The organism is Acidovorax sp. 59, assembly GCF_002754175.1.
In the GTDB taxonomy this organism is placed as follows: domain Bacteria; phylum Pseudomonadota; class Gammaproteobacteria; order Burkholderiales; family Burkholderiaceae_C; genus Acidovorax; species Acidovorax delafieldii.
This window is the reverse complement of record NZ_PEET01000001.1, coordinates 3,562,279-3,585,212: the sequence shown is the minus strand read 5'-3', so window position 1 is coordinate 3,585,212 and position 22,934 is coordinate 3,562,279. Positions and strand designations below refer to the sequence as shown.

At 64.8% G+C, this 22,934-nt stretch carries 30 protein-coding genes; 29 read left to right on the top strand and 1 reads right to left on the bottom strand.

Annotated elements, in window-relative coordinates; all coding sequences use genetic code 11:
* Nucleotides 1-15: 15 nt before the first annotated feature.
* The 13 genes from CLU87_RS16385 (at nucleotide 16) to hisD (ending at nucleotide 11,399) form a co-directional block, all read left to right on the top strand.
* A complete protein-coding gene (locus tag CLU87_RS16385) occupies nucleotides 16-1,494 on the top strand; it encodes a glutamate synthase subunit beta (RefSeq protein WP_056060207.1) in 1,479 nt (492 codons plus the stop codon).
* A 299-nt stretch (nucleotides 1,495-1,793) separates the two neighbouring features.
* Nucleotides 1,794-2,612 carry an ABC transporter ATP-binding protein gene (locus CLU87_RS16380; RefSeq protein ID WP_056060210.1) on the top strand — a complete coding sequence of 273 codons (819 nt, stop codon included), beginning with the start codon at nucleotides 1,794-1,796 and terminating at the stop codon, nucleotides 2,610-2,612.
* A complete protein-coding gene (mlaE, locus tag CLU87_RS16375; protein ID WP_099731118.1) occupies nucleotides 2,609-3,391 on the top strand; it encodes a lipid asymmetry maintenance ABC transporter permease subunit MlaE in 783 nt (260 codons plus the stop codon). The genes CLU87_RS16380 and mlaE overlap by 4 nt, the downstream gene beginning before the upstream one ends.
* A 35-nt stretch (nucleotides 3,392-3,426) precedes the next feature.
* Nucleotides 3,427-3,915: an outer membrane lipid asymmetry maintenance protein MlaD gene (gene mlaD / locus CLU87_RS16370; protein WP_099731117.1), complete on the top strand. Its 489-nt coding sequence runs from the start codon at nucleotides 3,427-3,429 to the stop codon at nucleotides 3,913-3,915.
* Nucleotides 3,916-3,965: 50 nt separating this feature from the next.
* Nucleotides 3,966-4,712 (top strand): VacJ family lipoprotein, encoded by a 747-nt coding sequence (locus CLU87_RS16365; protein WP_056060218.1) that lies wholly within the window; start codon nucleotides 3,966-3,968, stop codon nucleotides 4,710-4,712.
* Nucleotides 4,713-4,868: 156 nt separating this feature from the next.
* Complete coding sequence (locus CLU87_RS16360; protein ID WP_056747251.1) at nucleotides 4,869-5,516, top strand: phospholipid-binding protein MlaC; 648 nt, start codon at nucleotides 4,869-4,871, stop codon at nucleotides 5,514-5,516.
* Nucleotides 5,517-5,529: 13 nt separating this feature from the next.
* A complete protein-coding gene (locus tag CLU87_RS16355; RefSeq protein WP_099731115.1) occupies nucleotides 5,530-5,802 on the top strand; it encodes an STAS domain-containing protein in 273 nt (90 codons plus the stop codon).
* A 133-nt stretch (nucleotides 5,803-5,935) separates the two neighbouring features.
* Nucleotides 5,936-6,874, top strand: a complete 939-nt coding sequence (locus CLU87_RS16350) for an ABC transporter ATP-binding protein (RefSeq protein WP_015012675.1) — start codon at nucleotides 5,936-5,938, stop codon at nucleotides 6,872-6,874.
* A complete protein-coding gene (locus CLU87_RS16345) occupies nucleotides 6,871-7,626 on the top strand; it encodes an ABC transporter permease (RefSeq protein WP_056060224.1) in 756 nt (251 codons plus the stop codon). The genes CLU87_RS16350 and CLU87_RS16345 overlap by 4 nt, the downstream gene beginning before the upstream one ends.
* A gap of 104 nt (nucleotides 7,627-7,730) precedes the next feature.
* Nucleotides 7,731-7,973 carry a BolA family protein gene (locus CLU87_RS16340; RefSeq protein WP_099731114.1) on the top strand — a complete coding sequence of 81 codons (243 nt, stop codon included), beginning with the start codon at nucleotides 7,731-7,733 and terminating at the stop codon, nucleotides 7,971-7,973.
* Between the two features lie 96 nt (nucleotides 7,974-8,069).
* The gene (gene murA, locus CLU87_RS16335; RefSeq protein ID WP_099731113.1) at nucleotides 8,070-9,344 is read left to right on the top strand and encodes a UDP-N-acetylglucosamine 1-carboxyvinyltransferase; all 1,275 of its coding nucleotides are present in this window, start codon (nucleotides 8,070-8,072) and stop codon (nucleotides 9,342-9,344) included.
* Between the two features lie 2 nt (nucleotides 9,345-9,346).
* Nucleotides 9,347-9,994 (top strand): ATP phosphoribosyltransferase, encoded by a 648-nt coding sequence (hisG, locus tag CLU87_RS16330; protein WP_056641761.1) that lies wholly within the window; start codon nucleotides 9,347-9,349, stop codon nucleotides 9,992-9,994.
* Between the two features lie 22 nt (nucleotides 9,995-10,016).
* Nucleotides 10,017-11,399, top strand: coding sequence for a histidinol dehydrogenase (gene hisD, locus CLU87_RS16325; RefSeq protein ID WP_056060229.1), 1,383 nt, complete (start codon nucleotides 10,017-10,019; stop codon nucleotides 11,397-11,399).
* Here hisD and CLU87_RS16320 read toward each other — a convergent pair.
* Nucleotides 11,386-11,817, bottom strand: coding sequence for a DUF2917 domain-containing protein (locus CLU87_RS16320; protein ID WP_099732211.1), 432 nt, complete (start codon nucleotides 11,815-11,817; stop codon nucleotides 11,386-11,388). The genes hisD and CLU87_RS16320 overlap by 14 nt on opposite strands.
* 151 nt (nucleotides 11,818-11,968) lie before the next feature.
* Here CLU87_RS16320 and CLU87_RS16315 point away from each other — a divergent pair, with 151 nt between their 5' ends.
* The 16 genes from CLU87_RS16315 to tatC all read left to right on the top strand — a co-directional run bounded on the left by CLU87_RS16315 (nucleotide 11,969) and on the right by tatC (nucleotide 22,913).
* Nucleotides 11,969-13,423, top strand: a complete 1,455-nt coding sequence (locus CLU87_RS16315) for a PLP-dependent aminotransferase family protein (RefSeq protein WP_099731111.1) — start codon at nucleotides 11,969-11,971, stop codon at nucleotides 13,421-13,423.
* A 60-nt stretch (nucleotides 13,424-13,483) separates the two neighbouring features.
* Nucleotides 13,484-13,708 (top strand): hypothetical protein, encoded by a 225-nt coding sequence (locus tag CLU87_RS16310; RefSeq protein ID WP_015012682.1) that lies wholly within the window; start codon nucleotides 13,484-13,486, stop codon nucleotides 13,706-13,708.
* A gap of 14 nt (nucleotides 13,709-13,722) precedes the next feature.
* Nucleotides 13,723-14,175, top strand: coding sequence for a PIN domain-containing protein (locus CLU87_RS16305; protein ID WP_056060234.1), 453 nt, complete (start codon nucleotides 13,723-13,725; stop codon nucleotides 14,173-14,175).
* The gene (hisC, locus tag CLU87_RS16300; protein WP_099731110.1) at nucleotides 14,172-15,293 is read left to right on the top strand and encodes a histidinol-phosphate transaminase; all 1,122 of its coding nucleotides are present in this window, start codon (nucleotides 14,172-14,174) and stop codon (nucleotides 15,291-15,293) included. Before CLU87_RS16305 ends, hisC begins: the two co-directional genes overlap by 4 nt.
* The gene (gene hisB, locus CLU87_RS16295; RefSeq protein ID WP_056747259.1) at nucleotides 15,290-15,928 is read left to right on the top strand and encodes an imidazoleglycerol-phosphate dehydratase HisB; all 639 of its coding nucleotides are present in this window, start codon (nucleotides 15,290-15,292) and stop codon (nucleotides 15,926-15,928) included. The genes hisC and hisB overlap by 4 nt, the downstream gene beginning before the upstream one ends.
* A 51-nt stretch (nucleotides 15,929-15,979) precedes the next feature.
* Entirely contained in the window at nucleotides 15,980-16,657 is a 678-nt protein-coding gene (gene hisH, locus CLU87_RS16290; RefSeq protein WP_099731109.1) for an imidazole glycerol phosphate synthase subunit HisH, read from the top strand.
* Nucleotides 16,658-16,722: 65 nt separating this feature from the next.
* The gene (gene hisA / locus CLU87_RS16285; protein ID WP_056060243.1) at nucleotides 16,723-17,463 is read left to right on the top strand and encodes a 1-(5-phosphoribosyl)-5-[(5-phosphoribosylamino)methylideneamino]imidazole-4-carboxamide isomerase; all 741 of its coding nucleotides are present in this window, start codon (nucleotides 16,723-16,725) and stop codon (nucleotides 17,461-17,463) included.
* Between the two features lie 7 nt (nucleotides 17,464-17,470).
* Nucleotides 17,471-18,271, top strand: a complete 801-nt coding sequence (hisF, locus tag CLU87_RS16280; protein ID WP_099731108.1) for an imidazole glycerol phosphate synthase subunit HisF — start codon at nucleotides 17,471-17,473, stop codon at nucleotides 18,269-18,271.
* A 133-nt stretch (nucleotides 18,272-18,404) separates the two neighbouring features.
* Nucleotides 18,405-18,794, top strand: a complete 390-nt coding sequence (gene hisI, locus CLU87_RS16275) for a phosphoribosyl-AMP cyclohydrolase (RefSeq protein WP_008905178.1) — start codon at nucleotides 18,405-18,407, stop codon at nucleotides 18,792-18,794.
* 20 nt (nucleotides 18,795-18,814) lie between these two features.
* Nucleotides 18,815-19,189 carry a phosphoribosyl-ATP diphosphatase gene (locus tag CLU87_RS16270; RefSeq protein WP_043566048.1) on the top strand — a complete coding sequence of 125 codons (375 nt, stop codon included), beginning with the start codon at nucleotides 18,815-18,817 and terminating at the stop codon, nucleotides 19,187-19,189.
* Nucleotides 19,186-19,572 (top strand): hypothetical protein, encoded by a 387-nt coding sequence (locus CLU87_RS16265; protein WP_099731107.1) that lies wholly within the window; start codon nucleotides 19,186-19,188, stop codon nucleotides 19,570-19,572. Before CLU87_RS16270 ends, CLU87_RS16265 begins: the two co-directional genes overlap by 4 nt.
* On the top strand, nucleotides 19,565-20,602 hold the full coding sequence (locus CLU87_RS16260) for a patatin-like phospholipase family protein (RefSeq protein ID WP_099731106.1): 1,038 nt from the start codon (nucleotides 19,565-19,567) through the stop codon (nucleotides 20,600-20,602). Before CLU87_RS16265 ends, CLU87_RS16260 begins: the two co-directional genes overlap by 8 nt.
* A gap of 235 nt (nucleotides 20,603-20,837) precedes the next feature.
* Nucleotides 20,838-21,194 (top strand): histidine triad nucleotide-binding protein, encoded by a 357-nt coding sequence (locus CLU87_RS16255; RefSeq protein WP_099731105.1) that lies wholly within the window; start codon nucleotides 20,838-20,840, stop codon nucleotides 21,192-21,194.
* A 106-nt stretch (nucleotides 21,195-21,300) separates the two neighbouring features.
* Nucleotides 21,301-21,543, top strand: a complete 243-nt coding sequence (tatA, locus tag CLU87_RS16250; protein WP_056060256.1) for a Sec-independent protein translocase subunit TatA — start codon at nucleotides 21,301-21,303, stop codon at nucleotides 21,541-21,543.
* Nucleotides 21,544-21,595: 52 nt separating this feature from the next.
* Entirely contained in the window at nucleotides 21,596-22,060 is a 465-nt protein-coding gene (tatB, locus tag CLU87_RS16245) for a Sec-independent protein translocase protein TatB (protein WP_056060260.1), read from the top strand.
* A gap of 58 nt (nucleotides 22,061-22,118) precedes the next feature.
* Nucleotides 22,119-22,913 carry a twin-arginine translocase subunit TatC gene (gene tatC, locus CLU87_RS16240; RefSeq protein WP_056060263.1) on the top strand — a complete coding sequence of 265 codons (795 nt, stop codon included), beginning with the start codon at nucleotides 22,119-22,121 and terminating at the stop codon, nucleotides 22,911-22,913.
* Nucleotides 22,914-22,934: the final 21 nt, after the last annotated feature.

The window sequence follows — 22,934 nt, the reverse complement described above, 5'->3', positions numbered from 1 at the left end:
GACAAGGACATCGTCATGGGAAAAACTACTGGCTTCATGGAATACGAGCGCATCGAAGAGGGCTACAAGCCCGTGCCCGAGCGCCTGAAGCATTACAAGGAATTTGTCGTCGGGCTCGATGAGAGCCAGGCCAAGGTGCAAGGCGCGCGCTGCATGGACTGCGGCACACCGTTCTGCAACAACGGCTGCCCGGTGAACAACATCATTCCCGACTTCAACGACCTCGTGTACCACGCGGACTGGAAGAGCGCGATCGAGGTGCTGCACAGCACCAACAACTTCCCTGAGTTCACCGGCCGTATCTGCCCCGCGCCTTGCGAGGCTGCCTGTGTGCTCAACGTGAACGACGACGCTGTGGGCATCAAGAGCATTGAGCACGCGATCATCGACCGTGCCTGGGCCGAAGGCTGGGTGCAGCCGCGCCCCGCCAAGCACCAGACGGGCAAGAAGGTGGCTGTGGTGGGCTCCGGCCCCGCAGGTCTGGCGGCTGCGCAGCAACTGGCCCGCGCTGGCCACAGCGTCACGCTGTTTGAGAAAAACGACCGTGTGGGCGGCCTGCTGCGCTACGGCATCCCCGACTTCAAGATGGAGAAGTCGCACATCGACCGCCGCGTGAAGCAGCTCGAAGCCGAAGGTGTGGTGATTCGCACCGGCGTATTCGTGGGCGCCGCGAAGGACGGCCTGGGCAAGGATTCCAAAGTCACCAACTGGGCCAAGGAAACCGTCACGCCCGAACAGCTGAACAAGGAGTTTGACGCCGTGCTGCTCACCGGTGGCGCCGAGCAGTCGCGCGACCTGCCTGTGCCAGGCCGTGAACTTGACGGCATTCACTTCGCCATGGAATTCCTGCCCCAGCAGAACAAGGTCAACGCGGGCGACAAGCTCAAGGGCCAGATCATGGCGACGGGCAAACATGTCATCGTGATCGGCGGCGGCGACACCGGCAGCGACTGCGTGGGTACCAGCAATCGCCATGGTGCAGCCAGCGTCACCCAGTTCGAGGTGATGCCCCAGCCCCCTGAAGTGGAAAACCGCCCCCTGACGTGGCCTTACTGGCCGCTCAAGCTGCGCACCAGCTCCAGCCACGAAGAAGGTTGCGTGCGCGAGTTCGCGATCTCCACCAAGGAGTTCACGGGCGAAAAGGGCAAGGTCAAAAGCCTGACTACGGTGCAGGTCGAGTTCAAGGACGGTAAGCTGGTCGAGATTCCTGGCACCGAAAAACACTACCAGGCCGATCTGGTGTTGCTGGCCATGGGTTTTGTGAGCCCGGTCGCGCCGGTGCTGGAGGCCTTCGGTGTCGAGAAGGATGCCCGAGGCAATGCCCGCGCCACCACGGACTTTGACGGCGGTTATGCCACCAACGTGCCCAAGGTGTTTGCGGCGGGCGATATCCGCCGGGGTCAGTCACTGGTGGTTTGGGCCATCCGTGAAGGCCGCCAGGCCGCGCGTGCGGTGGACGAATTCCTGATGGGATATTCGGACCTGCCCCGCTGATCCTGCGGTTTCTCGCACCCTCCAAGCAACGGCGCCTTCGGGCGCCGTTTGTGTTGATGAGGCCTTTGACGGTGGGGCAATGGCCGGGCGTCAGCCTTCTGGACGCTTTGTTGGCACAATCAGGGGCTCTGTCAATCCGGGCTTGCCTCGGTCTCGCTCGGTCGGGATCGCTGGCGGTTGTGCTTTTTCTTTACAAACATGCATGAATGTATGTTTGTGTCTTCGGCTACCATCTGCGCTCCATTTTCCGGGGGCGGATGTCGTTTTGGCAGGCCTCAGATCAGACATCCATTTCTTGCATGGCCGAGTCCACATTTCTTGCCGAGTTGCGCAACGTCACGTTTTCGTACGGCGACCGCGTGATCCTGCGCGACGTGACCCTGGCGGTGCCGCGCGGCAAGGTCACGGCGCTGATGGGCGCATCGGGCGGGGGCAAGACCACGGTGCTGCGTCTGCTTGGGGGGCAGCACAGGGCCCAGAGTGGCCAGGTGTTGGTCAACGGTCAGGACGTGGGGCGCATGGACGTGCAGGCTTTGTATGCCGCGCGCCGGCGCATGGGCATGTTGTTCCAGTTCGGGGCGCTGTTCACCGACCTGAGCGTGTTTGAGAACGTGGCCTTTCCGCTGCGTGAGCACACCGATTTGTCCGAGGAACTGATCCGCGATGTGGTGCTGATGAAGCTGCATGCGGTGGGCCTGCGTGGTGCACGCGACCTGATGCCCAGCCAGATATCGGGTGGCATGGCGCGCCGCGTGGCGCTGGCCCGAGCGATCGTGCTGGACCCGGAACTGGTCATGTACGACGAACCCTTTGCGGGCCTGGACCCCATCTCGTTGGGCACAGCTGCGCAGTTGATCCGTCAGCTCAACGACGCCATGGGCCTCACCAGCATCGTGGTGTCGCATGACCTGGAGGAGACTTTCCGCCTTGCGGACCATGTGATCATCCTGGGCGAAGGCGTTGTGGCGGCGCAGGGCACGCCTGAGGAGGTCCTTGCCAGCCGTGACCCGCTGGTGCACCAGTTTGTCAACGCTCTGCCGACTGGCCCGGTGCCGTTCCATTACCCCGGCCCGGCCGTTGCCGAGGATTTCGGACCTGCCGGAGGACGTGCGCTGTGAGTTGGTACAAGCCCTCCGACGTCGGCTTTGCTGTGCGCCACAAGCTGGCTGACATCGGCATGGGCGCGCGGTTGTTTGGCCGGCTGGTGCGGCTCCTGGGTGCGACCTTGATGCGGCCCTCGCTGGTGCGCGACCAGGTGCATTTTCTGGGCAACTATTCGCTGGCCATCATTGCCGTGTCGGGCCTGTTCGTTGGGTTTGTGCTGGGCTTGCAGGGCTACTACACGCTGCAGCGCTATGGCTCGTCAGAGGCCTTGGGCCTGCTGGTGGCATTGAGTCTTGTGCGCGAGCTGGGCCCGGTGGTCACGGCGCTGCTGTTTGCGGGCCGCGCAGGCACGTCGCTTACAGCAGAAATTGGCCTCATGCGCGCGGGGGAGCAACTCAGCGCCATGGAGATGATGGCGGTGGACCCGGTCCAGCGCATCCTGGCGCCTCGCTTCTGGGCAGGGGTGATCACCATGCCGCTGCTGGCGGCGGTGTTCAGTGCGGTGGGCATCATCGGCGGCTGGATCGTCGGGGTGCTCATGATCGGCATTGACCCCGGGGCGTTCTGGAGCCAGATGCAGGGCGGGGTGGATGTCTGGAAAGACCTGGGCAACGGCGTGCTCAAGAGTGTGGTCTTTGGCTTCACGGTAACTTTTGTGGCGTTGCTGCAGGGCTATGCAGCCAAACCCACCCCTGAGGGTGTGTCGCGCGCCACCACGCGCACCGTGGTCATGGCGTCTTTGGCGGTGCTGGCACTGGACTTCGTGCTCACCGCACTGATGTTCAGTATCTGACGCTGGCGGTGCTGGCAGTTCTAGGAATCAAACATATGCAACGCTCCAAAAACGATCTGTGGGTAGGGCTCTTCGTGATGCTGGGCGCGGTGGCACTGGTGTTTCTGGCGCTGCAGTCGGCCAACCTGCTGAGCCTTCAACTTCATTCGGGCTACCGTGTCACCGCCAAGTTCGACAACATCGGCGGTCTCAAGCCCCAGGCGGCGGTGCGCAGCGCGGGGGTGGTGGTGGGGCGTGTGGAGTCCATCACCTTTGACGACAAGACCTTCCAGGCGCGGGTCACGCTGGCCATGGAAGACCGCTATGCCTTTCCCAAGGACAGCTCCCTCAAGATCCTGACCAGCGGCCTGCTGGGTGAGCAGTACATCGGGATCGAGGCAGGTGCCGACGAAAAAAATCTGGCGGCGGGCGACACGATCACGTCCACCCAGTCGGCGGTGGTGCTTGAGAACCTTATCGGACAATTTCTTTACAGCAAAGCCGAAGACGGCGCAAAACCTGCAGGGACAGGTGGAAAAAAATGATGCATTCACTCCATACACTCCGTGCCCGCATTGATGACGGCAGGTTGTCGATGTCCCGCCTTGCAGCCAGCCTGGCCTTGTTGCTGGGGGCTGTGCTGCTCACCGGGTGCGCCACGGTGGCCAACCCTGATCCCCGCGACCCGCTGGAGTCTTACAACCGCAGCATGACCAACTTCAATGAACAGGTCGATGCCATGGTGCTCAAGCCCGTGGCGACGGCCTACAAGGAGGTCACGCCCGCACCGGTACGCACGGGGGTCAGCAATTTCTTCGGGAACCTGGGCGACGTCTGGTCGTTTGTGAACAACGTGCTGCAGCTGCGCGGTGAAGCCGCTGCGTCCAGCTTCATGCGGGTCAATGTGAACACGTTCATGGGCCTGGGTGGTTTGCTGGACATCGCCAGCGAGCTGGGCATCGACCGCTACAAGCAGGACTTCGGCCTGACCCTGGGGCGCTGGGGCGTGGGTACTGGCCCCTATCTGGTGCTGCCCATCCTGGGGCCTTCCACTGTGCGCGACACATTCGCGCTGCCGGTGGACATGAAGGGCAACGTGGTGAGCTATGTGGACCCGGTCTCCGCCCGCAACTCGTTGTATGCCCTGCGCGTGGTGGACACGCGGGCCAACCTGTTGCGCGCCAGCTCGGTGCTCGACAGCGCCGCGCTCGACAAATACAGCTTTACGCGTGATGTCTACCTGCAAGTGCGCAGCCATGCAGGTGAGGTACAGAATGCGGACGGCAAGGACGACGGCGGCGCCAGCAATGGCGTGCTGCCCGAGGAACCTCCTGCGCGCTGATGGCATGCCGTGCGGGGCACATGCACCGATTCGCCGCACTGGGTCTGGCCCTGTTGCACTTGCTTGCAATCCGCAACCGCTGCGACGCATGCCAGTGGGCCCGCACCTCCACAATGATTTGACGGGCACAAGCCCGCACCGATGAAAGCCGAGAAGATGATGAACCGACGTTCCTTGGGCCGTGCCGCCCTTTGCATTGCAGCCAGTGCCGTGCTGAGCCTGCCATTGTCTGCCCTCGCGGCCGACGAGGCGCCCGACGCGCTGATCAAGCGGCTGTCCGCCGATGTGCTCAACACGGTGAAGTCCGACAAGGCCATCCAGGCCGGGGACCTGAGCAAGGTGATCGCCCTGGTCGATAAAACGGTGATGCCCAACGTCAACTTCCGCCGCATGACCGCCGCAGCCGTCGGCCCCGGCTGGCGCCAGGCCACGCCCGAGCAGCAAAAACGCCTGCAGGACGAGTTCAAGATTTTGCTGGTGCGCACCTATGCCGGCGCGCTGGCCCAGGTCAATGACCAGAGCATCCAGGTCAAGCCCCTGCGCGCGGCGGCCGAAGACAAGGATGTGCTGGTGCGCACCGAAATCGTGGGCCGGGGCGACCCCATCCAGCTCGACTACCGCCTCGAAAAGACTCCTGGTGATGGCGCAGGCTGGAAGATCTACAACCTGAATGTGCTGGGTGTCTGGCTGGTGGAAACCTACCGGGGCCAGTTCGCGCAGGAGATCAATGCCAAGGGCATCGACGGCCTGATCGAGACACTGGCCGCCCGCAACAAGACCAATGCGGGCACTGCCAAGGGCTGACAGCCCCCTCGCCATGCTGGTGCTGCCCCCCGAACTCACCCACCGCCAGGCTACTGCCTGCCTGCACATGCTCAAGCAGGGGTTGCGGGTACACCGCGACAACGCGGTGGTGGTGGATGCCCATGGGCTGACGGTGTTCGACACATCGGCCCTCGCCGTGCTGCTCGAATGCCGGCGTGAAGCCCTGTCCGAAGGCAAGCAGTTTGCCGTGCAAGGCATGCCCGCTGGTCTGGCGGGCATGGCAGGGTTGTATGGGGTGGATGCGCTGCTGGTCGCCGCACCTTGATATGAAATAGCTTTGATGGTCCCGGGTGGCTCTGCCCCCAAGCCATGAAGCTGAGGGCCCACAGCGCCCGCCAGGGGCCATTGAAGCGGCCGCCCCGCCCGCACAGGGCTGAGGCCTTAAAATCGAAGGCTTCATGCCCGCAGTCTCCTTCCAAGCCATCTCCAAGACCTTTGCCACGCCCAAAGGCCCTTTTCAGGCACTGAACCAGGTCAATCTGGACATTGAGGAGGGCGAGTTCTTCGGGCTCCTGGGCCCCAATGGTGCCGGCAAGACCACCCTGATCAGCATCCTCGCAGGCCTGGCGCGTGCCACCAGCGGCCGCGTGCTGGTGCAGGGCAGCGACGTGCAGGCCCAGTACGCCGACGCCCGCCGCAAGCTGGGCATCGTGCCGCAAGAGCTGGTGTTCGACCCCTTTTTCAACGTGCGCGAGGCGCTGCGCATCCAGTCGGGCTACTTCGGCGTGAAGAACAACGACGCCTGGATCGACGAGCTGCTCGAAAACCTGGGTCTGGCTGACAAGGCCAACGCCAACATGCGCCAGCTGTCGGGCGGCATGAAGCGCCGCGTACTGGTCGCACAGGCGCTGGTGCACAAGCCGCCCATCATCGTTCTGGATGAACCCACGGCCGGTGTCGATGTAGAACTGCGCCAGACGCTGTGGCACTTCATCGCCCGCCTGAACAAAGAGGGGCACACCGTGCTGCTCACCACCCACTACCTCGAAGAAGCCGAGGCCCTGTGCGGCCGCATCGCCATGCTCAAGGCGGGGCAGGTGGTGGCGCTCAACCGCACCAGCGAGTTGCTCAAGGCCGCCTCGGGCAGCGTGCTGCAGTTCAAGACCGACACGGCCCTGCCGCCCGCACTGGCCGCCGTGGCGCGGGTCACCGGTCGCATTGTGCAATTACCCGCGCACGACGCGGCAGAGATCGAAAACCACCTGGCTGCGTTGCGCGTGGCCGGGGTCGAGGTGCAGGACATGGAGATTCGCCGACCCGATCTGGAGGATGTGTTCCTGCAGGTGATGTCCGGCACGTCGGCTTCCAACATCCCACTGGAGGGCGTTGCGCTATGACCGGCTGGCAGACTCTGTTCTACAAAGAGGTGTTGCGCTTCTGGAAGGTCAGCTTCCAGACCGTCGCGGCTCCCGTGCTCACTGCCGTGCTGTACCTGTTGATCTTCGGCCATGTGCTCGAAGACCATGTGAAGGTCTACGACCGCATCAGCTACACGGCCTTCCTTGTGCCGGGCCTCGTGATGATGAGCGTGCTGCAGAACGCCTTTGCCAACAGCTCGTCCAGCATCATCCAGAGCAAGATCATGGGCAGCCTGGTGTTTGTGTTGCTCACGCCGCTGTCGCACTGGGCTTGGTTCTGCGCCTACGTGGGTTCGTCCATCGTGCGCGGGCTGGTGGTGGGCCTGGGTGTGTTCATCGTCACGCTGGCGTTTGCGCGGCCCGAATTTGCTGCGCCGCTGTGGATTCTGGCGTTCGCCTTGCTGGGCGCGGCATTGCTGGCCACGCTGGGGCTGATTGCGGGGCTCTGGGCCGACAAATTCGACCAGATGGCCGCGTTCCAGAACTTCATCATCGTGCCCATGACCTTCCTGTCGGGCGTGTTCTATTCGATCCAGTCGCTGCCGCCGTTCTGGCAGGCCGTGAGCCACCTCAACCCGTTTTTCTACATGATCGATGGCTTTCGCTACGGCTTCTTCGGCCAGAGCGACACCTCGCCCTGGCTCAGCCTGGGCATCGTGGGCATCGCCTGGCTGGCCGTGAGCGCGCTGGCTGTGCACCTGCTGCGCACGGGCTACAAAATTAGAAACTGACATGACTGACGCAAAACAAGGTTCAGGCATGCGCTTCCCTCCAGGGCGAGGCGGATGTTGCATCCCGATTTGCGTCAGTTCTCACTGACCCCGAGCGACCCACCATGACCGCTGACCAACTCAAAGACATCATCGCTACCGGCCTGGCCTGCGAACACATCACGCTCGAAGGCGATGGCCGTCACTGGTATGCCACCATCGTCTCGGCCGAGTTCGAAGGCAAGCGCGCCATCCAGCGCCACCAGCGCGTGTACGCCACGCTGGGCGCGAAAATGCACACCGACGAAGTGCACGCGCTGTCGATGAAAACCTTTACCCCGGCCGAATGGGCCGCCCAGGCGCCATAGCGCCTGCACACCCATTGGCTCTCACTTTTTGATAGCTGCTAGCGCATATTCCACTAACGCAAGTGGCACTTTTGACCTCTATTTTGGTGATTTGAGATGGACAAACTCCTGATCCGCGGCGGACGCAGCTTGCAAGGCGAGGTGCTGGTCTCCGGCGCCAAGAACGCCGCCTTGCCGGAGTTGTGTGCCGCCCTGCTCACAGCCGAGCCTGTGACCCTGCTCAACGTGCCCCAGCTGCAGGACGTGAGCACCATGCTCAAGCTCATCCGCAACATGGGCGTGGCGGTGGAGCGGGCCGACGACGGCACCGTGCATATCAACGCCAGCGCGCTGAGCACGCCCGAAGCCCCGTACGAACTGGTCAAGACCATGCGCGCCTCTGTGCTGGCCCTGGGCCCGCTGCTGGCGCGCTTTGGCGAGGCCACGGTGTCGCTGCCCGGCGGATGCGCCATCGGTTCGCGCCCGGTGGACCAGCACATCAAGGGCCTGGCCGCCATGGGCGCCGAGATCGTGGTCGAACACGGCTACATGATCGCCAAGCTGCCCGCGGGCTGGAAGCGCCTGAAGGGCGCGCGCATCACCACCGACATGGTCACGGTGACGGGCACCGAGAACTTCCTCATGGCCGCTGCGCTGGCCGAGGGCGAGACGGTGCTGGAAAACGCCGCGCAAGAGCCCGAGATTTCGGACCTGGCCGAGATGCTGATCGCCATGGGCGCGAAGATCGAAGGCCACGGCACCAGCCGCATCCGCATCCAGGGCGTGGACCAGCTGCACGGCTGCACCCACCGCGTGGTGGCCGACCGCATTGAGGCCGGCACCTTCCTCTGCGCTGTGGCCGCCACGGGCGGTGATGTGATGCTGCGCCATGGCCGCGCCGACCACCTGGATGCGGTGATCGAAAAGCTGCGTGAAGCCGGTGCCACCGTGCAAGCGGTCGAGGGCGGTATCCGCGTGCAAAGCGCGGGCGGCGCCACGCTCAAGGCCCAGGGCTTTCGCACCACCGAGTACCCCGGTTTCCCCACCGACATGCAGGCCCAGTTCATGGCGCTCAACTGCATTGCGCAGGGCACGGCCACGGTGACCGAGACAATTTTTGAAAACCGCTTCATGCATGTCAATGAGCTGGTGCGGCTGGGTGCCAAGATCCAGACCGATGGCAAGGTGGCTGTCATCGAAGGCGTGCCCCGCCTGTCCGGCGCCACCGTGATGGCCACCGACCTGCGTGCATCGGCCAGCCTCGTCATTGCCGGCCTGGTGGCTGATGGCGAAACCGTGGTGGACCGCATCTACCACCTGGACCGTGGCTACGACTGCATGGAATCCAAACTGCGCGGCATTGGCGCCGACATTGAAAGAGTGAAAGCATGACGATGATCACCCTGGCTCTTTCCAAGGGCCGCATCTTTGACGAAACCCTGCCGCTTTTGGCCGCCGCAGGCATCGAGGTGCTGGAAGACCCCGAAAAATCGCGCAAGCTCATCCTGCCCACCAACCAGCCCAATGTGCGCGTGGTGCTGGTGCGCGCCACCGACGTTCCCACCTATGTGGAATACGGCGGCGCCGACATCGGCGTGACTGGCAAGGACACGCTCATCGAGCACGGCGGCCAGGGCCTGTACCAGCCGCTGGACCTGCGCATTGCCAAGTGCCGCGTGAGCGTGGCCGTGCGCAACGACTTCGACTACGCCCAGGCGGTCAAGCAGGGCTCGCGCCTCAAGGTCGCCACCAAGTACACCGGCATTGCGCGCGACTTCTTTGCCAGCAAGGGAGTGCACGTGGACATGGTCAAGCTCTACGGCAGCATGGAACTGGCGCCGCTCACGGGCCTGGCCGATGCCATCGTGGACCTGGTCTCCACCGGCAACACCCTCAAGGCCAACAACCTCATCGAAGTGGAGCGCATCATGGACATCAGCTCCTACCTGGTCGTGAACCAGGCCGCGCTCAAGCTCAAGCAGGCGCCACTGCGCCGCATCATCGATGCGTTTGCTTCGGCCATACCGGCCGAAAAGAACTGACCTCCACCCAACGACTGACACTATGACTTTGGTAGCTGCTCCCGCCCGTCTGTCCACCGCTGCGGCCACTTTTGAGGCTGATTTTGCAGCCCGCCTGCATTGGTCTGCCGACACCGACGCGGCCATTGAGCAGCGCGTGGCCGACATCCTGGCCGACGTGCAAAAGCGCGGCGACGCGGCGGTGCTGGAGTACACCGCCCGCTTCGACGGCCTCAGTGCCCCCAACATGGCCGCGCTGGAGCTGACCCAGGCCGACTTCAAGGCCGCGTTCGACGCCATCCCGCAGGCCCAGCGCGACGCGCTGCAGGCCGCCGCTAAGCGCGTGCGCAGCTACCACGAGGCGCAGAAGAAGGCCTCTGGCGAGAGCTGGAGCTACCGCGACGAAGATGGCACGCTGCTGGGCCAGAAGGTCACACCGCTGGACCGCGTGGGCATCTATGTGCCCGGCGGCAAGGCCGCCTACCCGTCCAGCCTGCTGATGAACGCCATCCCGGCCCATGTGGCGGGCGTGCAGGAAATCATCATGGTGGTGCCCACGCCCGTACGCGGCAGCGTGGCGACCGGTGGAACGGGCGAGGGCACCTCGACGAAGGGCGAGCGCAACGAGTTGGTGCTGGCAGCCGCCTACGTGGCTGGTGTGACCCGCGCCTTCACCATCGGCGGCGCCCAGGCCGTGGCCGCGCTGGCGTATGGAACTGAGACCGTGCCCAAGGTGGACAAGATCACCGGCCCCGGCAACGCCTATGTGGCCAGCGCCAAGAAGCGCGTGTTCGGCACCGTGGGCATCGACATGATCGCGGGCCCGAGCGAAATCCTGGTGCTGGCCGACGGCACCACGCCGCCCGACTGGGTGGCGATGGATCTCTTCAGCCAGGCCGAACACGACGAGCTGGCCCAGAGCATCCTGCTGTGCCCTGACGCCGCCTACCTCGACGCCGTGCAGCGCGAGATCGACCGCCTGCTGCCCACCATGCCGCGCGCTGAGATCATCGCCAAGAGCCTCACCGGCCGGGGCGCGCTGATCCTGACGAAGGACATGGAAGAAGCCTGCGCGATCAGCAACCGCATCGCACCGGAACACCTGGAAGTGAGCAGCACCGACCCACACCGCTGGGAGCCGCTGCTGCGCCACGCGGGCGCGATCTTCCTGGGGGCCTACACCTCCGAAAGCCTGGGCGACTACTGCGCAGGCCCCAACCACGTGCTGCCCACCAGCGGCACGGCGCGCTTCTCGTCGCCCCTGGGCGTGTACGACTTCCAGAAACGCAGCAGCCTCATCGAGGTGAGCGAGGCCGGTGCCCAGGTGCTGGGTACCATTGCCGCCGAGCTGGCCTATGGCGAGGGCCTGCAGGCCCACGCACAAGCCGCAGAGATGCGGCTGACCACGCCCGTCAAGCCGCGCTGATGGCACCCCGGGGCAGGGCGCCCTGCGTGGGGGCTGCTGTCCTGGGCTGAGGGGGTGCGGCCGGCGCTGCGGTTGTAGAGGGCGCTGGCGGATACGCGGCGCCTTCCACTGCCCGGTGCTGCGCCCAGTTGAGCCGTGCTGGCCGGTGGCCTTCGGCGCTGACGCGCAGCCGCACCGGTCCGGCGAACGACAGGCGCTGTCCGGCCTCCAGAAAATAATCCTCCAGCAGACCATCACAGGTCACCCAGACGCGGCCCTGTTCGACTTCGAGCAGGGCGATCTCGCCCGCGCGGAAGTCCAGCACCTGGACGGCCTGCAGCGGCGGCAGGGGCTGGCGCTTCCATTGCAGGGTGAGGGGCACCGCAGGCTGGGTGGGCAGCGTGGGCGACGGTGGGGTGGGGGTGTGCAGCGTGTTCATGCCTTCACTGTGCGGCCAGCTGCCGTGGGCCACCAGCCACAGGCGCGTGCGATCTGGCCCAGTACAGAACAGCGAACCGGCCCATCTGTACTGTACGCACTGGGCAGTCTCTGTACTGTCTGCCGGCCAAGGTGCCAGTACAGAATGCAGCATGGCCACCGATGACGCACCCCCGCTGTACCTTCAAATCGCCGAACAGCTTGCGCAGCTGATCCGCAACGGCACCCTGGCGCGCGGCGAAAAGCTGCCCTCGGTGCGTGAGCTGGCGCGCCAGCACGGCGTGGCGCAGACCACGGTGGTGCAGGCCTATCACTGGCTCGAAGATGCGCGCCTGATCACCGCGCGCCCGCGCTCCGGCTTTTTTGTGGCGGCGCGGCCGGTGAGCCTGCCCGAGCCCAGCACGCCGCGCCCGATGCGCCGCCCCCGCGAGGTGTCGGTGGATTGGCTGGGCCAGCGCATCCTGGGGCGCAACCAGCCGGTGGACATTATTTCGTACAGCAGCGGCACGCCCGGCCCCGAGCTGTTCAACCCCGACCGCGTGCGCCGCGCCGTGGTGCGCGCCGCGCAGCGCCACCGCAACCTGCTGTGCACCTACCCCGGTTCGTCGGGCCATGAGGACGCGCGCCGCGCCCTGGCGCGCTATGCCGTCAGCCTGGGCTGCAGCCTGGACCCCGAGAACATCGTGATCACCGGCGGCTGCATGGACAGCATTGCGCTGTGCCTGCGCGCGGTGACGCAGCCGGGCGACGTGGTGGCGCTGGAGTCTCCCACGCATTTTTCGTTTCTGGAGGTGCTGCAGGGCCTGCACCTCAAGGCGCTGGAGATTCCCACCCACCCGCGCAACGGCCTCTCGCTGGATGCGCTGCAACTGGCGTTGGACACCCAGCCCGTCAAGGCGGTGATGGTGGTGCCCACGCTCAGCAACCCGCTGGGCAGCTGCATGCCCCAGGCCGAGCGCAAGCGCCTTGTGCAGATGGCGGCGCGGTACGACATGGCGGTCATCGAGGACGCGATCTACAACGACCTGGTCGAGGTGGACGAGATGCGCCGCACCGTCAAGTCGTACGACACCACCGGCCATGTGATGCTGTGCGACTCGTTCTCCAAGACGCTGGCGCCGGGCCTGCGTCTGGGCTGGCTGGAGGCTGGCCGCTGGGCCGACAAGCTGCGCGCCATCAAGGACCTGCAGGCGGGCGGCCAGTCCGCCGTGCTAGAACTGGCCCTGGCCGATCTCATCACCCAGGCGGGCCACGCCGCCGCCATGCGCCAGCTGCGCGCGGCCGTGGCGGCGCGCATGGACGAGGTGCGCCATGTGATTGCCGCGCACTTCCCGCAGGGTACCCGCGTGAGTGACCCGCCCGGCGGCCTGCTGCTGTGGCTGGAGCTGCCGCGCGCGCTCGATTCCGTGCAACTGCACGAAGCCTGCCTGGCCCGGCAGATCCTGATCGCACCCGGCACGGTGTTCAGCGCCAGCGGACGGTTTCGCAACTGCCTGCGCATCGGCGTGGGAGGCGACTGGACGCCCGCCCACCTGGAGGCGCTGCGCACCGTGGGTGACATGGCGTGCCAGATGCTGCAAAGCGGGGCACCCCGCAAGGCAGCTTGATTGTGGTGTTTTAATCAACACGAAGTTCGTGGTGCACGAAGTTCGTGTAATATTTAACCCATGAAAAACATCACCGTGACCATGGACGACACCGTTGCCGAATGGGTGCGCGTGGAAGCCGCCAAGCGCGGCAGCAGCGTGTCCCGCCTGCTCGGTGAATGGCTGGCCGAAAAGATGCGCCAGGAAGACGCCTACGCCCAGGCCATGCGCGAGGCGCTGGGGTTTGAATCCTGGGGCGCGTCCAGCGGACCGTACGTGCCCCGCGAAACCCTGTTTCTGCGCTGAACGGGGCAGAACACATGGCCACCGTCCCCATCTTTGTCGATACCGAAATCCTGCTCGCCAGCGTGGATGACCGCGATGCCGAGCGCCAGGCGCGGGCGCGCGAATGGATCAGCTTTTGCTGGCAGACGCGCAGCGGCCGCATCAGCTCGCAGGTGCTCAACGAGCTGTACAACCAGGCCATCCAGCGTTTTGATGGCCCCCACGTGCTGCAGCAGGTGCGCGCCCAGGTGCGCCGCCTGCGGGTCTGGCTGCCGCCGCACCTGGACTCCTACACCGTGGACGGCGCCTGGGACCTGCAGGACCGCTACCGCCTGGGCTACTGGGATGCGCTCATCCTCTCGTCCGCCCATCAGCAGGGCTGCCGCTACCTGCTGACCGAGGCACTGCCGCACGATCAGCCGATGGACGCCGTGCGCCCCATCAACCCTTTCCTTGTCACCCCCAACGAACTGGACACCACCGAATGACTACTCCCGCGTCGTCTCCCCTCCAGGCCCTGGCCCGCATCCGCCCTGACGTGCGCGCGATGCATTCCTATGTCGTGCAGCCGTCCATCGGCATGCTCAAGATGGACGCGATGGAGAACCCCTTCCGCCTGCCCGCGCATTTGCAGGCCGCGCTGGGCCAGCGCCTGGGTTCGGTGGCACTCAACCGCTACCCCGGCGACCGCATTGCCGACCTGAAGGCGGCCCTGGCGCAGTACGCGGGCATGCCCGAGGGCTATGGCATCGTGTTGGGCAACGGGTCGGACGAGCTCATCACCCTGCTGGCCCTGGCCTGCGCACAGCCCGGCACGGGTCAGCGCGCCACGATGCTGGCACCCATGCCCGGTTTTGTGATGTACCCGCTGTCGGCGCAGCTGCAGGGCCTGGACTTTGTCGGCGTGCCGCTCACGCCTGATTTTGAGCTGGACGAGCCTGCCATGCTGGCCGCCATCGAACAGCACCGCCCGGCCATCACCTACATCGCCTACCCCAACAACCCCACGGCCACGCTGTGGGACGAGGGCGCGGTGCAGCGCATCATCGACGCTGCGGGCGCGCAGGGCGGCATCGTGGTCATGGACGAGGCCTACCAGCCCTTTGCCAGCCGCACCTGGATCGACCGCATGCGTGCCGAGCCTGCGCGCAATGCGCACGTGCTGCTCATGCGCACGCTCAGCAAGTTTGGCCTCGCAGGCGTGCGCCTGGGCTACCTCATCGGGCCCTCGGCGTTCGTGAGCGAGATCGACAAGGTGCGCCCGCCCTACAACGTGAGCGTGCTCAACTGCGAAGCCGCTCTGTTTGCGCTGGAACACGCCGAGGTTTTCGCCGCCCAGGCGGCGGAAATCCGTGCCGAACGCACCACGCTCATCGCCGCGCTGCGCCAGATGCCGGGGGTCGAAAAGTGCTGGGACAGCGAGGCCAACATGGTGCTGATCCGTGTGGCGGATTCCGCCAAGGCCTACGAGGGCATGAAAAACCGCAAGGTGCTCGTCAAGAACGTTTCTACAATGCACCCATTGCTGGCCAACTGCCTGCGCCTGACGGTAGGCAATGCCGAAGACAACGCGCAGATGCTGGCCGCACTCCAAGCCTCCCTATGACTTCCTCCGCACTCGTACCTTCCGCTCCATCGGCCGACCCGATGGCCGACCGCATTGCCGAGGTCAGCCGCAACACCGCCGAGACGCGCATCCGTGTGCGCATCAACCTCGACGGCACCGGCCAGGCCAAGCTGCACACCGGCATCGGTTTCTTTGACCACATGCTCGACCAGATCGCCCGCCATGGGCTGATCGACCTCGACATCGACTGCGAAGGCGACCTGCACATCGACGGCCACCACACGGTGGAAGACGTGGGCATTACCCTGGGCCAGGCCTTTGCACGCGCCGTGGGCGACAAGAAAGGCATCCGCCGCTACGGCCACGCCTACGTGCCGCTGGATGAAGCGCTGTCGCGCGTGGTGGTCGATTTTTCGGGCCGCCCCGGGCTGCACATGGACGTGAAGTTCACGGCCGGGAGCATCGGCCAGCTCGACACGCAACTGGTGTTCGAGTTCTTCCAGGGCTTTGTGAACCACGCGGGCGTGACGCTGCACATCGACAACCTCAAGGGCGTCAACGCACACCACCAGTGCGAGACCATCTTCAAGGCGTTCGGGCGCACGCTGCGTGCGGCGCTGGAGCGTGATCCGCGCTCGGCCGGTGTCATCCCCTCCACCAAGGGTTCTCTGTGAATTTTTCAGTCAAATCAGGCGCAAGCGCTTGATGTGTATGCGCTAGCAGCTATGAATATGGAAGCAAAAACAGTGGCGGTCGTGGACTACGGCATGGGCAATCTGCGCTCGGTGTCGCAGGCCGTGCAGGCCGCCGCCGAGGGCACGGGCTGGACCGTGGTCGTCACCCAGCGCCCCGACGACGTGCGCGCCGCCCAGCGCATCGTGCTGCCAGGGCAGGGCGCCATGCCCGATTGCATGCGCGAGCTGCGCGAGTCCGGCCTGCAGGAATCGGTGCTCGAAGCCGCTGCCACCAAGCCGATGTTTGGCGTGTGCGTGGGCATGCAGATGCTGCTGGACCACAGCGCCGAAGGCAACACGCCTGGCCTGGGCCTGATCCCTGGCGATGTGCTCAAGTTTGACCTGGCAGGCCGCACACAGCCCGATGGCAGCCGTTTCAAGGTGCCCCAGATGGGCTGGAACCAGGTGCGGCAGATGCCCCACGCCCACCACGGCGGCGGCGTGCACCCGGTGTGGGCTGGTGTGCCCGACAACAGTTACTTCTACTTCGTGCACAGTTTCTACGCTGTGCCGCAAAATCCTGCCCATTGCGCCGGGCAGGCCGACTACGGCGGTTTGTTTGCTGCCGCGGTTGCACGCGATAATATTTTTGCCACTCAGTTTCACCCGGAGAAGAGCGCGGAGCACGGCCTGGCCCTGTACCGCAATTTTCTGCACTGGAATCCCTGATCCCTTAACCCCCACCCGTTCGGGCCGAGCTGCGTCTCGCCCTTTTTCACCCGAACTTCACCACCATGCTGCTCATCCCCGCCATCGACCTCAAAGACGGCCACTGCGTACGCCTCAAGCAAGGCGATATGGACCAATCCACCACCTTTGGTGAAGACCCTGCCGCCATGGCGCGCAAATGGGTGGATGCCGGCGCACGCCGCCTGCACCTGGTGGACCTGAACGGTGCGTTTGCGGGCGTGCCCAAGAACTACAGCGCCATCAAGTCCATCCTGAAAGAGGTGGGTGACGACATCCCCGTGCAGCTGGGCGGCGGCATCCGCGACCTGGACACCATCGAGAAATACATCGACGGCGGCCTGCGCTACGTGATCATCGGTACGGCGGCCGTGAAGAACCCCGGCTTCCTCAAAGACGCCTGCAGCGCGTTCGGCGGCCACATCATCGTGGGGCTCGACGCCAAGGACGGCAAGGTGGCTACCGACGGCTGGAGCAAGCTCACCGGCCACGAGGTCGTGGACCTGGCCAAGAAGTTCGAGGACTGGGGCGTCGAATCCATCATCTACACCGACATCGGCCGCGACGGCATGCTGTCGGGCATCAACATCGACGCCACGGTGAAGCTGGCCCAGGCTTTGAGCATCCCTGTGATCGCCTCGGGCGGCCTGTCCAACATGGCCGACATCGAGCAGCTGTGCGCCGTCGAAGACGAGGGCGTGGAGGGCGTGATCTGCGGCCGCGCCATCTACAGCGGCGACCTGGACTTTGCGGCGGCACAAGCACGTGCCGACGAACTGAACGGCTAAGGACCGCATGCTCGCCAAACGCATCATCCCTTGCCTGGACGTCACCGGAGGCCGTGTGGTCAAGGGTGTCAATTTCGTCGAGCTGCGCGACGCAGGCGACCCGGTCGAAATTGCTGCGCGCTACAACGCGCAGGGCGCTGACGAGCTCACCTTCCTCGATATCACCGCCACCAGCGATGGCCGTGACCTCATCCTGCACATCATCGAGGCCGTGGCCAGCCAGGTGTTCATTCCGCTCACCGTGGGTGGTGGCGTGCGCACCGTGGACGATGTGCGCCGCCTGCTCAATGCCGGCGCGGACAAGACCAGCTTCAACTCGGCCGCCATTGCCAACCCTGACGTCATCAACGCCGTGTCTGCCAAGTACGGCGCGCAGTGCATCGTGGTGGCCATCGACGCCAAGCGCCGCTCGGCCGAGGACGCCTTGCGCCTGGCCGCCAACGGCCAGCCCGTGGGTGCGGGCTGGGACGTGTACAGCCACGGTGGGCGCAAGAACACCGGCCTGGACGCCATTGCCTGGGCCACCGAGATGGCGCAGCGCGGTGCGGGCGAGATCCTGCTGACCAGCATGGACCGCGACGGCACCAAGGCGGGTTTTGACCTGGAACTGACCCGCGCGGTGAGTGACGCGGTCAGTGTGCCCGTGATCGCCTCGGGCGGCGTGGGCAACCTTGACCACCTGGCCGACGGCATCCAGACCGGTGGCGCCGACGCGGTGCTGGCCGCCAGCATCTTCCACTACGGCGAATACACCGTGGGCCAGGCCAAGCAGCGCATGGCAGAGCGCGGTATTCCCGTGCGGATGTGATCGGCATTTGCTCCTGATTTGATGGCTTCAAGCGCATGTAATACCTGCGCTTGTGGTCAAAAAGCACTTGAAAAGTGCAGGTGCGCGCTCTGGTTGGCACTGGCGCGCCACACGGATCACCGACAATGGCCCCATGAACTGGCTCAACGAAGTGAAATGGGATGCGCAGGGCCTGGTGCCTGTGATTGCGCAAGAGCAGGGCACGGGCGACGTGCTGATGTTTGCGTGGATGAACCGCGAGGCCCTGGCGAAAACCGCTGAACTGGGCCGCGCCGTGTACTTCAGCCGCTCGCGCAAAAAGCTGTGGTTCAAGGGCGAAGAGTCCGGCCACGTGCAGACGGTGCACGAGATCCGCCTGGACTGCGACAACGACGTGGTGCTGCTCAAGGTCACCCAGCAGGGCCACGAGCCCGGCATCGCCTGCCACACGGGCCGCCACAGCTGCTTTTTCAGCGTGCTCAAGGACGGTGCCTGGCACGCTGTCGATCCGGTCTTGAAAGACCCCGAATCCATCTACAAGTAATGGCAATGGACGACAAGAGCATGAGTTCCCACGATTCCCTGGCGCGCCTGGCCGCCGTCATCGAAAGCCGCAAGCCCGCCAACGGCGGCGACCCGGCCACCAGCTACGTGTCACGCCTGCTGCACAAGGGGCCCGATGCCTTCCTGAAGAAGATCGGCGAAGAAGCCACCGAGGTGGTCATGGCCGCCAAGGATGTCGACCACGGCGCCGACAAGTCCAAGATCGTCTATGAAGTGGCCGACCTGTGGTTTCACACCATGGTGGCGCTGGCCCATTACGGGCTCACGCCTGCCGATGTGGTGGCCGAGCTGGAGCGCCGCGAAGGCACCAGCGGCATCGAGGAAAAGGCCCTGCGCAAGGTGGCGGAACGCGCTGCCGAAGAAGGCACACCGTGAGCGACATCATCGACGTGCAGACCAACGACCAGAAGGCCGAGGACCTCAAGGCCGTCGGCTGGGTCAGCTATGTGCTGCACCTGATCGTGGCGCTGGGGGCGGTCATCCCGGGCGCGCAGCCCGGCGCAGCGCTGCTGATCGTGGCGCTGGTGATCGACCTGGTGAAAAAAGGCGATGCCGAAGGCACCTGGCAGGCCAACCATTTCTCGTGGCGCATCCGCACGGTGATCTGGGCCGGCGTGCTCTACATCGTCACCGCGCCGCTGTGGCTGCTGTTCTTCCTGCCCGGCTGGATCGCCTGGGGCCTGATCTCCATCTGGTTCCTGTACCGCATCGTGCGCGGCATGGTCGCCATGAACAAGAGCCAGGCCGTGGATGCATGAAGCAGCCCGTCCCCGCCCGCGTCTGAACCTGGCGCTGCAGGGCGGCGGCTCGCACGGCGCGCTCACCTGGGGCGTGCTGGATGCGCTGCTGGAGGACGGCCAGTGGCAGTTCGACGGTGTCAGTGGCACCAGTGCAGGCGCCATGAACGCAGTGGCCCTGGCGCATGGGTTTGCGCAGGCCGCGCAGCAGCACAAGGACCCTGAAGACGCCCACCTCGCAGGCTGCACCCTGGCCCGCGAATCGCTCACCCGCCTGTGGGAAGGGGTGGGCGCGCTGGGCAGCCTGACCTGGGGAACGCCGTTGTCTGCCGCCAATCCGCTGGTGGGCATGATGTCGCAGTGGTTCTCGCCCTACCAGACCAATCCGCTGGGGATCAACCCCCTGCGCAAGCTGCTGGAGCGTGAGGTGGATTTCAGCCTGCTGTGCTCCGCCCGCACCGGCGTCGTCGGCCCCAAGGTGTTTGTGTGTGCCACCAACGTGCGCACCGGCCGGGGCGAGATTTTTTTTGGGCCCCGGCTCAGCGCGGATGCGGTGATGGCGTCGGCCTGCCTGCCCATGCTGTTCAAGGCGGTCGAGATCGAGGGTGAGGCGTACTGGGACGGCGGCTATTCCGGCAACCCCGCGCTGCACCCGCTGATCTACCAGACCGATACCTCGGACATCCTGCTGGTGCAGATCAACCCCGTGGAGCATCTGGACGTGCCCAGCAGCGCCTCCGAGATCATGGAACGCATGAACGAAGTCACCTTCAACGCCAGCCTGCTGGCCGAGCTGCGCGCCATCGAATTCGTTCGCCGCCTGCTCGCCGAGGGCAAGCTCGACGCCCGCCGCTACAAGAGCGTGCGCATGCACCGCATCGATGGTGGATCGGTGCTGGCGCCCTTCGGGGCCGACAGCAAGCTGCGTGCGGACATGGCCTTTGTGCGCAAGCTGTTTGCGCTGGGCCGCACAGCGGGGCAGGAGTGGCTGCACGCGCACCGCAAGGACGTGGGCGTGCGCCCCAGCATCAAGATCGCTGACAATGCCTAGGGATGTCCTGCATAACTCCCTGCGGTCTGTGATAGCGCGGTCTCGGGCGGTCCGCTGCGTTGCTTTTTTGGCCAATAGCACAGCTATTGGCTGCAAAAAGACGCCTTGTGGCCCATCCCGATCCGCCTACCACCGACTCGCGAGGGTTATGCAGGACATCCCTCGCTTGCGCGCGAGGCGCCCTCAGGGTTGATCCGCGCCTGTACCCCTGATCCCCTTTGCTCCGATCCCTCCCATGCACGATCCGAACTGCCTTTTCTGCAAAATCATCGCGGGCCAGATCCCTTCCAAGAAGGTTTATGAGGACGAAGAAATCTTCGCCTTCCACGACATTCACCCGTGGGCGCCAGTGCATTTCTTGATGGTGCCCAAGCTGCATATCCCTTCCATGGCACAGGTCACCCCGGAGCATGCCGGGGTGTTGGGGCGCATGATGACGCTGGCGCCAAAGCTGGCACTGGAGCAGGGCTGCAACCCGTACCCGGATGGTGGCTTTCGCGTCGTGGTAAACACGGGGCTTGAAGGTGGGCAGGAAATCCACCACCTGCATGTCCATGTCATGGGCGGCCCCCGTCCGTGGCTCAAAGGCTGAACCAGGCTGACGATCGTGCCATGTTGAGAGGTGTCGGCTTGCCCCGGCACTGAACTCCTGTCACGCCCCCCGTCTAAAATGATTGCAATTCGTTAGGAGATATTTCATGGGCTCTTTTTCCATCTGGCACTGGCTGATCGTGCTGTTGATCGTTGTGATGGTGTTCGGTACCAAGAAGCTCAAGAACATGGGCTCTGACCTGGGCGGCGCCGTCAAGGGCTTCAAGGACGGCATGAAGGATGGCTCGTCTGACGCACCTGCTGCTGCCACGCCCCCCGCTGGCCAGGTGGCCAACAGCCAGGCCGCCGACAAGACCACCATCGATGTCGAAGCCAAGCAAAAGAGCTGAGCTGGTGCTGCTGACCCGCTGCCTTGGCCTGCATTGCGCTGGCGCCTGATCCATGATTGATATTGGCCTGTCCAAAATGGCGCTGATTGGCGCCGTGGCGTTGATCGTCATCGGCCCCGAGAAGCTGCCCCGTGTGGCCCGTACCGTTGGCACCTTGCTCGGCAAGGCGCAGCGTTACGTGTCCGATGTGAAAGCGGAGGTCAACCGGTCCATGGAGCTCGATGAGCTCAAGAAGATGAAGGACACGGTGGAGAACGCCGCGCGCGACGTGCACAACACCATCCAGACCAGCGCCAGCGAGTTCGAGAAAGACTGGACCGATGCCATCGATTCCAGCAACAACGCCGACCTGCGGGAGCAGGCGGCCGTGGTGCCTGCCTACAAGCACCCCGGCAAGAACTGGCGCCTCAAGCGTGGTGCGGTGCCCCAGTGGTACAAGGCCCGCAGTGGTGTGCGCACCAAGGCACAGTCTGGCGCAGCCCGCGTAGCACGTTACCGCCCCCAAAAATTCCACTGACGCAGCCTGCGGCGCCCCGTGCGCTGCATGGGCGGCCCTGACGCCCACGAAAACCACCATGTCCGAAACCCCCACCAAAGAAGACGAACTGGCCGGCACTGAGCAGCCGTTCGTACAGCACCTCATGGAGCTGCGCGACCGGCTGGTCAAGGCCATGATCGCCATCGCCATTGCGGCAGCGATCCTGTTCTTCTTCCCGGGTCCCGGCGCGTTGTATGACTTTCTGGCCGCCCCTCTGGTAGCCCACCTGCCCAAGGGGGCCACGCTGATCGCCACTTCGGTGATTTCGCCGTTCATGGTGCCGCTCAAGATCTTGCTGATGTCGGCGTTCCTGCTCGCGCTGCCTTTTGTGCTGTGGCAGATTTGGGCTTTTGTGGCGCCCGGCCTGTATTCGCACGAGAAAAAGCTGGTGCTGCCGCTGGTGGTGTCCAGCACGCTGTTGTTCTTCATCGGGGTGGCGTTTTGCTACTACCTGGTGTTTGGCCAGGTGTTCGCGTTCATTCAGAGCTTTGCCCCCAAGAGCATCACGGCCGCCCCCGACATCGAGGCCTACCTGAGTTTTGTGCTGTCCATGTTCCTGGCGTTCGGCATGGCGTTTGAAGTGCCGATTGCCGTGGTGGTGCTGGCCCGCATGGGCATCGTGAGCGTGCAAAAGCTGCGCGAGTTTCGCGGCTACTTCATCGTGCTGGCCTTTGTGGTGGCCGCCGTCGTGACACCTCCCGATGTGGTGTCGCAGCTGTCGCTGGCCGTGCCCATGTGCCTGCTGTACGAGGTGGGCATCTGGGCCGCGCAGATCTTCATCAAGCACACCCAGGCGCCCGAAGAGCCCGGGGAATCCGCTTCCGCATCCTGACCTGCCAGCCCCGCAGGCTGG

What these genes read in the sequence shown, in the direction of transcription:
- CLU87_RS16385 (WP_056060207.1), top strand. Translation starts at nt 16, where the DNA reads ATGGGAAAAACTACTGGCTTCATGGAATACGAGCGCATCGAAGAGGGC.
- CLU87_RS16380 (WP_056060210.1), top strand. Translation starts at nt 1,794, where the DNA reads ATGGCCGAGTCCACATTTCTTGCCGAGTTGCGCAACGTCACGTTTTCG.
- mlaD (WP_099731117.1), top strand. Translation starts at nt 3,427, where the DNA reads ATGCAACGCTCCAAAAACGATCTGTGGGTAGGGCTCTTCGTGATGCTG.
- CLU87_RS16365 (WP_056060218.1), top strand. Translation starts at nt 3,966, where the DNA reads ATGTCCCGCCTTGCAGCCAGCCTGGCCTTGTTGCTGGGGGCTGTGCTG.
- CLU87_RS16360 (WP_056747251.1), top strand. Translation starts at nt 4,869, where the DNA reads ATGATGAACCGACGTTCCTTGGGCCGTGCCGCCCTTTGCATTGCAGCC.
- CLU87_RS16355 (WP_099731115.1), top strand. Translation starts at nt 5,530, where the DNA reads ATGCTGGTGCTGCCCCCCGAACTCACCCACCGCCAGGCTACTGCCTGC.
- CLU87_RS16350 (WP_015012675.1), top strand. Translation starts at nt 5,936, where the DNA reads ATGCCCGCAGTCTCCTTCCAAGCCATCTCCAAGACCTTTGCCACGCCC.
- CLU87_RS16345 (WP_056060224.1), top strand. Translation starts at nt 6,871, where the DNA reads ATGACCGGCTGGCAGACTCTGTTCTACAAAGAGGTGTTGCGCTTCTGG.
- CLU87_RS16340 (WP_099731114.1), top strand. Translation starts at nt 7,731, where the DNA reads ATGACCGCTGACCAACTCAAAGACATCATCGCTACCGGCCTGGCCTGC.
- murA (WP_099731113.1), top strand. Translation starts at nt 8,070, where the DNA reads ATGGACAAACTCCTGATCCGCGGCGGACGCAGCTTGCAAGGCGAGGTG.
- hisG (WP_056641761.1), top strand. Translation starts at nt 9,347, where the DNA reads ATGATCACCCTGGCTCTTTCCAAGGGCCGCATCTTTGACGAAACCCTG.
- hisD (WP_056060229.1), top strand. Translation starts at nt 10,017, where the DNA reads ATGACTTTGGTAGCTGCTCCCGCCCGTCTGTCCACCGCTGCGGCCACT.
- CLU87_RS16320 (WP_099732211.1), bottom strand. Translation starts at nt 11,817, where the DNA reads ATGAACACGCTGCACACCCCCACCCCACCGTCGCCCACGCTGCCCACC.
- CLU87_RS16315 (WP_099731111.1), top strand. Translation starts at nt 11,969, where the DNA reads ATGGCCACCGATGACGCACCCCCGCTGTACCTTCAAATCGCCGAACAG.
- CLU87_RS16310 (WP_015012682.1), top strand. Translation starts at nt 13,484, where the DNA reads ATGAAAAACATCACCGTGACCATGGACGACACCGTTGCCGAATGGGTG.
- CLU87_RS16305 (WP_056060234.1), top strand. Translation starts at nt 13,723, where the DNA reads ATGGCCACCGTCCCCATCTTTGTCGATACCGAAATCCTGCTCGCCAGC.
- hisC (WP_099731110.1), top strand. Translation starts at nt 14,172, where the DNA reads ATGACTACTCCCGCGTCGTCTCCCCTCCAGGCCCTGGCCCGCATCCGC.
- hisB (WP_056747259.1), top strand. Translation starts at nt 15,290, where the DNA reads ATGACTTCCTCCGCACTCGTACCTTCCGCTCCATCGGCCGACCCGATG.
- hisH (WP_099731109.1), top strand. Translation starts at nt 15,980, where the DNA reads ATGAATATGGAAGCAAAAACAGTGGCGGTCGTGGACTACGGCATGGGC.
- hisA (WP_056060243.1), top strand. Translation starts at nt 16,723, where the DNA reads ATGCTGCTCATCCCCGCCATCGACCTCAAAGACGGCCACTGCGTACGC.
- hisF (WP_099731108.1), top strand. Translation starts at nt 17,471, where the DNA reads ATGCTCGCCAAACGCATCATCCCTTGCCTGGACGTCACCGGAGGCCGT.
- hisI (WP_008905178.1), top strand. Translation starts at nt 18,405, where the DNA reads ATGAACTGGCTCAACGAAGTGAAATGGGATGCGCAGGGCCTGGTGCCT.
- CLU87_RS16270 (WP_043566048.1), top strand. Translation starts at nt 18,815, where the DNA reads ATGAGTTCCCACGATTCCCTGGCGCGCCTGGCCGCCGTCATCGAAAGC.
- CLU87_RS16260 (WP_099731106.1), top strand. Translation starts at nt 19,565, where the DNA reads ATGCATGAAGCAGCCCGTCCCCGCCCGCGTCTGAACCTGGCGCTGCAG.
- CLU87_RS16255 (WP_099731105.1), top strand. Translation starts at nt 20,838, where the DNA reads ATGCACGATCCGAACTGCCTTTTCTGCAAAATCATCGCGGGCCAGATC.
- tatA (WP_056060256.1), top strand. Translation starts at nt 21,301, where the DNA reads ATGGGCTCTTTTTCCATCTGGCACTGGCTGATCGTGCTGTTGATCGTT.
- tatB (WP_056060260.1), top strand. Translation starts at nt 21,596, where the DNA reads ATGATTGATATTGGCCTGTCCAAAATGGCGCTGATTGGCGCCGTGGCG.
- tatC (WP_056060263.1), top strand. Translation starts at nt 22,119, where the DNA reads ATGTCCGAAACCCCCACCAAAGAAGACGAACTGGCCGGCACTGAGCAG.